The following is a 7869-nucleotide window of genomic DNA, read 5'->3' on the forward strand; positions in this document are numbered from 1 at the left end:
ATTTATTAAATCGATGGGGATTTTTTATGTTCAAAAGGATTAACTTATCCAGTCATGCTATCAGTCACTCTTTTTACAGCATACTTTCTTACTGTAGAAATTATCGATGCTTTATCATAACCACATTCTGCCCAAAGCTCTGCCTGTTCCCCATGTTCTATAAATTGATCAGGGATACCCAACCGAACAACATTTGCACTGTAGTTATGATCAGCCATAAATTCTAACACGGCAGAACCAACACCGCCCTGTAAAGCGCCGTCTTCTATTGTAATTATGTGTTTGTATTTAGAAAACACTTCATGTAGTAATTCTTGATCAAGCGGTTTTACAAATCGTAAATCGTAATGTGCTGGATAAATCCCTTCGCTATTTAATTCGGCACGGGCTTCGACTGCGAAATTGCCTACATGGCCGATGGTTAAAATGGCAACTTCCTCACCATCACAAATTTTTCTGCCTTTTCCAATTTCCAATGCTTTGAATGGTCTTTTCCAATCTGCCATTACACCACTTCCTCTTGGGTAACGGATTACAAAAGGACCTGCATTTTCTTGTTGAGCCGTAAACATTAAGTTTCGCAATTCTTCTTCATTCATTGGTGATGAAACCACTAAATTTGGAATGCACCTCATGTATGAAATATCATAAGCACCATGATGGGTTGCACCATCAGCACCTGCCAAACCTGCTCGATCTAAACAAAAGACTACATTTAGTTTTTGAATTGCCACATCGTGAATCACCTGATCATATGCCCTTTGCATAAAACTAGAGTAAATGTTGCAGAATGGAACCAATCCCTGTGCTGCCAAGCCAGCGGAAAAAGTTACGGCATGCTGTTCAGCAATTCCAACATCAAAAGCTCTAGTTGGCATTGCTTTCATCATAATATTTAATGATGAACCCGAAGGCATTGCTGGCGTAATTCCAACAATTTTATCATTTGCTTCAGCGAGCTCAACCATGGTATGTCCAAAAACATCCTGATATTTTGGTGGCTGAGGCTTATCCGGAATACTCTTCTTGATTTCTCCGGTAATTTTATCAAACAATCCCGGGGCATGCCATTTCGTTTGATCTTTTTCTGCTAAAGCAAAGCCCTTACCTTTTACCGTAACGCAATGCAACAACTTCGGACCCGGAATAGCTGCCAAATCCTTTATTATTGCGGCCAAACGTTTAACATCATGTCCATCAACCGGACCGAAATATCTAAAATTTAAGGCCTCAAATAAATTACTTTGTTTTAAAAGCGTTCCTTTTATGCTTTTCTCAATCTTTTTAACATACTTATGAGCATTAGGGCCAAGTTTTGATAAGCCAGTTAGTACATGAGAAATGTCATCGCGGAAGCGATTATAAGATTTTGAAGTGGTAATACTGGTTAAATATTCTTTTAGTGCACCAACATTAGGATCGATAGACATGCAGTTATCATTCAAGATCACTAAAACATTGCTGTTTTCAATTCCTGCATGGTTCAATCCTTCAAAGGCTAAACCCGCTGTCATTGCGCCATCACCAATTACGGCAACATGTTGTCTGTCTTTTTCACCTTTAATTTGAGAGGCAACAGCCATGCCTAATGCAGCAGAAATCGAAGTGGATGAATGGCCTACGCCAAAAGTATCGTATTCGCTTTCGCTTATTTTCGGAAAACCGCTTATACCTTTATATATACGGTTGGTATGGAAAGATTCTCTTCGTCCAGTAAGTATTTTATGTCCATAAGCCTGATGGCCAACATCCCATACGAGTTTATCGTAAGGTGTATTTAATGCATAGTGTAGGGCTACTGTTAATTCAACAACGCCTAAACTGGCGGCAAAGTGGCCACCATTTACACTTACCACATCGATAATGTATTGTCGTAATTCCTGGCTTATTTGCTCTAAGTCAGCTTCGCTATATTGCTTTAAATCAGCAGGATAGTTAATTGTAGATAATAGGGGGCCAGCTTTTACTTGCATTCGGTATTTTGGGTAAAAAACAAGATACAAAGAAAGGTATTTTTGTTTTAATATTTAAGAAAATAGTTAACAGATATTCGGTAGCGTATCTTTATTACAATTGGTTGTTTTACTGACTGAAATGTTGGATGGGATACTGCTAGCCTATTTATTAATAAACCATAAATTTGTTATGTTTGTTTTTAGAGATGCAGGCAGAAAATTTTGAAATTAAACTTCCGGTATTCGAGGGGCCCTTCGATTTGTTATTGTTCTTTATCGAACGCGATGAACTGAACATTCAAGATGTAGAAATTTCAAAAATCACCAACGATTTCCTTGCCTATATCCACCAGCTTTTAGCGTTAAATGTAGAAGTGGCCAGCGAGTTTATTCTTGTGGCAGCAACCTTAATGCGAATCAAATCAAAAATGTTGCTTCCCCGTATCGAAGTAGATGAAGCTGGAAACGAAATCAATCCCGAACAAGATTTAATCGCCAGGTTAATTGCCTACAAGCAATTTAAATCCGTAGCAGAAGAAATGAAGGTTTTTGAAGAGGCTAGATTACAACAGGAACGACGGGGCAATATAGAATATGATTTATCTGTAGCTGCTGAATCATCAACCCATCAAGATGAATTGCTTTCTTTGGATTTGTATAAGCTTTTGATGGTTTACCACAAAACCATGCAGAAATATGAACTTCGCAGCGAAGAAGTTAAACATACGGTTATTCAATATCCCTACACGATAGAGCAACAGAAGCATTTTATTGCCAATCTGCTCGATATCAATAAACAGATCGATTTTGCTCTTGTGCTCAAAAATTCTGAAAATAAAGTACACTTTGTTTATAATTTTCTAGCCATTTTAGAAATGTTGCAACAACAAATCATCGAAATAACAATTGGCAATGGCTATAATAACTTTAATGTTAAAACCAGTAGTTAATTTGTTGCTGAAACTCTTCAACTTGCTTACATTCATTCGGTAACAGTTTCAATAAATTTCTTACTTTTGCAGAAAAAATACAAACCTATATAAGGATGAAACGCGACACCCAAATTTTTGAACTCATCGATAAAGAGCTAGACAGACAAGAACACGGTTTAGAACTTATTGCATCAGAAAATTTTGTGAGCAAGCAGGTAATGGAAGCTGCTGGTTCAGTATTAACCAACAAATATGCCGAAGGCCTGCCTGGGAAACGCTATTATGGCGGTTGCCAGGTTGTAGATGTTGTAGAGCAACTTGCAATAGATAGAGCTAAAGAATTGTTTGGCGCAGCATGGGTTAACGTTCAGCCACACTCTGGCGCTCAGGCTAATGCAGCTGTAATGCTTGCGGTGATCCAGCCTGGCGATAAAATTTTGGGTTTCGACCTTTCTCATGGCGGTCACTTAACCCACGGTTCGCCAGTTAACTTTTCAGGCAAACTTTATCAGCCATTCTTTTATGGTGTAGATAAGGAAACTGGATTAATCGATTATAAAAAATTAGAAGAAGTTGCTTTAGCAGAAAAACCTAAGTTAATTATTTGCGGTGCATCCGCTTATTCACGCGAATGGGATTATGCTTTTATCCGTTCAGTGGCAGATAAAATCGGAGCATTGGTTTTAGCTGATATTTCTCACCCTGCAGGTTTAATCGCTAAGGGTTTATTGGCAAATCCACTTCCACATTGCCATATTGTAACTACAACCACACATAAAACTTTGCGTGGCCCTCGTGGCGGTATGATTATGATGGGCCAGGATTTTGAAAACCCATGGGGATTAAAAACGCCAAAGGGCGAAATCCGTACCATGAGCAGTTTGTTGGATATGGCTGTTTTCCCAGGTACTCAAGGCGGACCATTAGAACACATTATTGCAGCTAAGGCAATTGCTTTCGGCGAAGCTTTAAGTGATGAATATGGTGTGTACATCAAACAAGTTGCCGCTAATGCACAGGCAATGGCGAAAGCATTTGTTGCAAAAGGCTATGGAATTATTTCTGGCGGAACTGATAACCACTTAATGTTGATCGATCTTCGCAATAAAAACATTACAGGTAAGGTTGCCGAAAATGCTTTGGAAAAAGCAGAAATCACGGTTAATAAAAATATGGTTCCTTTTGATGATAAATCTCCCTTTGTAACTTCTGGTATCCGTGTTGGAACAGCTGCAATTACAACCCGTGGCTTAAAAGAAACCGAGATGGAGCAAATCGTTGACTTAATCGATCAGGTATTAACCAATCCAGAAGACGAGGCAAACCTAAATGCAGTTAAAGAAGAAGTTTACAAATTGGTAAGCAAATTCCCTTTATATAAATAAGATTTATTCAATATATAATATAAGCAGTTGCATTCATGTGTAGCTGCTTTTTTTGTTTTAGAAAAGCAAAACCTGTATTTCAATTCAGGTCACTCCAGCTTTCCGCTAAATCTTTTGTTTTCAAAATAGAAACCAAAAGTATATCGCTACAATCTGGTTTAGAAAATTAAGTTAGTGGTACTATTTAAGGTTGCAAATTGCATAAGGCCATTACGATCTTGAAAATCATCTAAAAAGGAAGCTGAGGAAGTATTTCCCTAATCTTGAATCCTCGCTAAAAAAGTAAAGGGCCGATGCTTCTTTACAGAATTATCGACCCTTACCATCTAAATTAACGCTCTCGAATATATAAACGGCCTTAATTGCAAATTGTTTTATGATGGTATTAAAAAAATTAATTTTTTTCGTAACAGCCTAAAGATGAAGGAAAAATTCTTGTTTTATATTTTAAATCATGGTTTAGATACAGAGCGAAATATGGGTCAGCAGCCAAATTGGATCCCTTTTTTAACGCACTGCTATTGTCTAATAATTCAAAGTTTTGAGTAGAATTTGAAACAAATTCAGGATCAATATTTAAAATATTGCCATTGGTCGCATAATTGGTAGAGGTAGTTTTAATCAAATTGGTTAAAATATTAATCTGAACATTCGCAGTGGTTTTCTTTTGAATATCGAGTTCGTTATTAAGGTTTCCCCATATAATATTATTTGCTAAATCCAATTTCAAACTGTTATAGGCATTGGCAGACAGATAATCAGAAAAGCTTAAGGCTGCGGTTTTGCGGGCAAAATTTAAATTATATCCAGCAAAAGTATTTTGTTTTAAATTGTAATTGCCTCCACCCACCGCATAAATTAGATAATTACCACAGTTATATAAAAGATTGTTAAAGCCGATTAATTCTGAGTGGTAACCAATGTAGGCTGCAACCTGCATGTTCTTCAAAACGGTATTGCTCAAAATCAATTTTGGATTTGCATTTACAGAGAGTGAATCTGAAGTAATCCCAACAGATGCATTTTTAATAATTGCATTTCTAATTATTCCGTTTCCGGTTCGTTTTAAATAAATGCCTTTCCATTGGCCAGGCTCATCATTGTAAAATTCCTCTAAACGATCGCTACAAAACTGAATGGGTTCTGTTGTTGTGCCTAAAGCATTTAAATTTCCTTCTACAATCATTGAGGCATCTTTATGAAAATAAATGCGTGCTCCCGGTTGAAGATTTAGTGTACTTCCATTTTTAATCGTAATGGAATTGCTCACAACATAAGGTAATGTATTGTTCCAAATGGTATTTGAACTAATTAGGCCACCATTTATAAATACGGCATTTTGTCCATAGGCAATAAGTTGTATAACCTGTCTATTTCCATTTGTATTTAAAATAATCGAATCCTGAACTAAGAAAGCTAGGTTTTTAGTGTTGGGGTTAATCGTTACTTTAATAAATAGATTTAAAGAATCCTGACCGTTTAAAATCAGATTGTTTTTCTGTACTGTACTTTCTCCATTTATATTGATATTAAAGGGAGAAGAAACTCCTCCAGATAATTTAATCTCTTCAATATTTACTGCATCACTATTTTTGTTAACCAATTTTATTCTTTTGGTGGTTGATCCGATGGAAGTAAAAATTGTATCAAATAATACGCTATCCTTTTCAATATTCAATTTTGCATTAGGATCAATCGTTATACGCTCACCCTTTCTACATGCAGAAAGCAACATAAAAAAAACGGAACAGTATATAATAACTAAACGCATAAATCAAATATGAAAATTATTCGGCGAAAGCCAAAGCAGCTATACTAACCTTTAATGCCCCGCTTTCCAAAAGCTCATTTGCACAAGCTTCAAGAGTAGCTCCGGTTGTTATAACATCATCAACCAATAAAATGTGCTTACCTTTTATATCGGTCATGTTTTCAACTTTAAAAACCGCTTTCATATTTTCATAGCGGCTGTATCTGCTTTTCTTTGTCTGGCTATCCGTGGCCGTATTCCGGATTAAAATTTTTTCGCTAAATGGAATCTCCATTTTTTCGGCAATTCCTTCCGCTATAAAAGTACTTTGGTTATACCCCCTTAATCTAAGTTTTTTATGATGAAGTGGAACTGGTACAATAAAATCTATATCCTTATATAGTGTACTGCTTTTCAATCGCTCGCCTAATAAGCTTCCCAAGAATATCCCGACATCAGTTTTACTATTGTATTTAAGGTTGTGCATTAAATTTTGAACTTTGGCACCTTTTCTAAAATACAACATTGCCATAGCCGCATTTAAGGGTAATCTCCCCCATAATTGTTTGGCTACCCTGTTTTCTGGATGGATGTGGTAATCTGTAAAAGGAAGATCGTATAAGCATTTTGTACAAACTATTTCTTCATTATGAAACAATGGAGTGCCACAGGCATTGCAGAGGTTAGGAAATAATAATCCTATCAAATCTTCTCCCCATTGTTTTATAGATATCATAACTCTAATCTATAAAAGATTTATGATAAATAAATAGCACATAGTCTACATTATAAAGTATAGGTCGGAAATATTGGATTGATTTTGCAAAAATAAATTCAGATATAAATAATATTGTCAGGATTTGAATTTGATTTTTGGTGATTTAGAATCCATTTTTAAGAAATATTCTAATCCAAAACGACGCTCATTTTTATTTATAGACCTTTCAAATTGACGTAAACATTCTTTGTGTTAAAAAGTTTGGGTGTTTTGCTAATTTTTTCTTGTTGATTTTCATGCGTTTACGGTCTTTTGGGAAAATTTGTTGTTCCCGGTATTTGCCGTGGCGGATATTTTTTCTACTTTTGCATCCCGCTTCGGAGGAGACGGTTACATGGGATTAGGGGGAAGGGAATTATTTTGAAATAGTTCTTGGAGAGAGGGAAAAAGTTGTTACCTTTGCAACCCTGTCCGGAAGGGACGGGAAAGCCCCGGGAGGGGCGGTACTGAAAGTAGTGGAGGAAAAAAAGAGGCGCCGAAAAATAAAAAATATTTTATTTGGAAGTTGCGAAAAGATTCCTACCTTTGCACTCCCAACGGAAACGAAGGGAAAAGAGAGTCGGAACGGCGGATGCCGGAAAGACAGAAAAAAAGATTGAAACGGGCGGAAACGGGGAAAAGACGATCAAGACTTATGCCCAACTGAAGCGAGAAGATATATAAAGGCGGCCGCGAGGTAATTGCCGAACAAGTTCTTAAAAGAGATGTCAATGTAGCGTAGCGGCGGTAATGAAGTACTGTTCAAGTACAGAATACCCTGCTTTATTTTAAAGACGGTGTCTAACAGACACAAAAAAAGAAGACCATTTTTAACATGGTTAAAAACTGGTCAGAATCAAAACAACATTTTACAATGGAGAGTTTGATCCTGGCTCAGGATGAACGCTAGCGGCAGGCCTAATACATGCAAGTCGAACGATAGCGAGGGGCTTGCTCCTCGCAAAAGTGGCGCACGGGTGCGTAACGCGTATGCAACCTGCCTCTGTCTGGGGGATAGCCCGGAGAAATCCGGATTAATACCGCATAAAATCACAGTACGGCATTGTACAATGATCAAACATTTATGGGA

The 7869-nt window shown here is 37.0% G+C and carries 5 protein-coding genes and 1 rRNA gene; 3 read left to right on the forward strand and 3 right to left on the reverse strand.

Annotation, left to right across the window (positions count from 1 at the left end):
* Positions 1 to 44: 44 nt before the first annotated feature.
* Complete coding sequence (dxs, locus tag DF947_RS08050; RefSeq protein ID WP_109929170.1) at positions 45 to 1973, reverse strand: 1-deoxy-D-xylulose-5-phosphate synthase; 1929 nt, start codon at positions 1971 to 1973, stop codon at positions 45 to 47.
* Between the two features lie 188 nt (positions 1974 to 2161).
* Here dxs and DF947_RS08055 point away from each other — a divergent pair, with 188 nt between their 5' ends.
* Positions 2162 to 2905 carry a segregation and condensation protein A gene (locus tag DF947_RS08055; RefSeq protein WP_109929171.1) on the forward strand — a complete coding sequence of 248 codons (744 nt, stop codon included), beginning with the start codon at positions 2162 to 2164 and terminating at the stop codon, positions 2903 to 2905.
* 95 nt (positions 2906 to 3000) lie between these two features.
* Positions 3001 to 4272, forward strand: coding sequence for a serine hydroxymethyltransferase (gene glyA / locus DF947_RS08060; protein ID WP_109929172.1), 1272 nt, complete (start codon positions 3001 to 3003; stop codon positions 4270 to 4272).
* A 394-nt stretch (positions 4273 to 4666) separates the two neighbouring features.
* On the opposite strand, the gene DF947_RS08065 is transcribed toward glyA, so the two are convergent.
* Together DF947_RS08065 and DF947_RS08070 are read right to left on the reverse strand one after the other, a co-directional pair.
* Entirely contained in the window at positions 4667 to 6043 is a 1377-nt protein-coding gene (locus tag DF947_RS08065; protein ID WP_146202886.1) for a hypothetical protein, read from the reverse strand.
* A gap of 16 nt (positions 6044 to 6059) precedes the next feature.
* Complete coding sequence (locus DF947_RS08070) at positions 6060 to 6758, reverse strand: ComF family protein (RefSeq protein WP_109929174.1); 699 nt, start codon at positions 6756 to 6758, stop codon at positions 6060 to 6062.
* A gap of 892 nt (positions 6759 to 7650) precedes the next feature.
* On the opposite strand from DF947_RS08070, the gene DF947_RS08075 reads away from it, so the two are divergent.
* A 16S ribosomal RNA gene (locus tag DF947_RS08075) occupies positions 7651 to 7869 on the forward strand; the annotation flags it as partial.

The sequence above is a fragment of the Pedobacter paludis genome (genome assembly GCF_003173575.1).
Taxonomy (GTDB): domain Bacteria; phylum Bacteroidota; class Bacteroidia; order Sphingobacteriales; family Sphingobacteriaceae; genus Pedobacter; species Pedobacter paludis.

Excerpts from the sequence above, each read along its gene's own strand:
- dxs (WP_109929170.1), bottom strand. The coding sequence starts at position 1,973 with ATGCAAGTAAAAGCTGGCCCCCTATTATCTACAATTAACTATCCTGCT.
- DF947_RS08065 (WP_146202886.1), bottom strand. The coding sequence starts at position 6,043 with ATGCGTTTAGTTATTATATACTGTTCCGTTTTTTTTATGTTGCTTTCT.
- glyA (WP_109929172.1), top strand. The coding sequence starts at position 3,001 with ATGAAACGCGACACCCAAATTTTTGAACTCATCGATAAAGAGCTAGAC.
- DF947_RS08070 (WP_109929174.1), bottom strand. The coding sequence starts at position 6,758 with ATGATATCTATAAAACAATGGGGAGAAGATTTGATAGGATTATTATTT.
- DF947_RS08055 (WP_109929171.1), top strand. The coding sequence starts at position 2,162 with ATGCAGGCAGAAAATTTTGAAATTAAACTTCCGGTATTCGAGGGGCCC.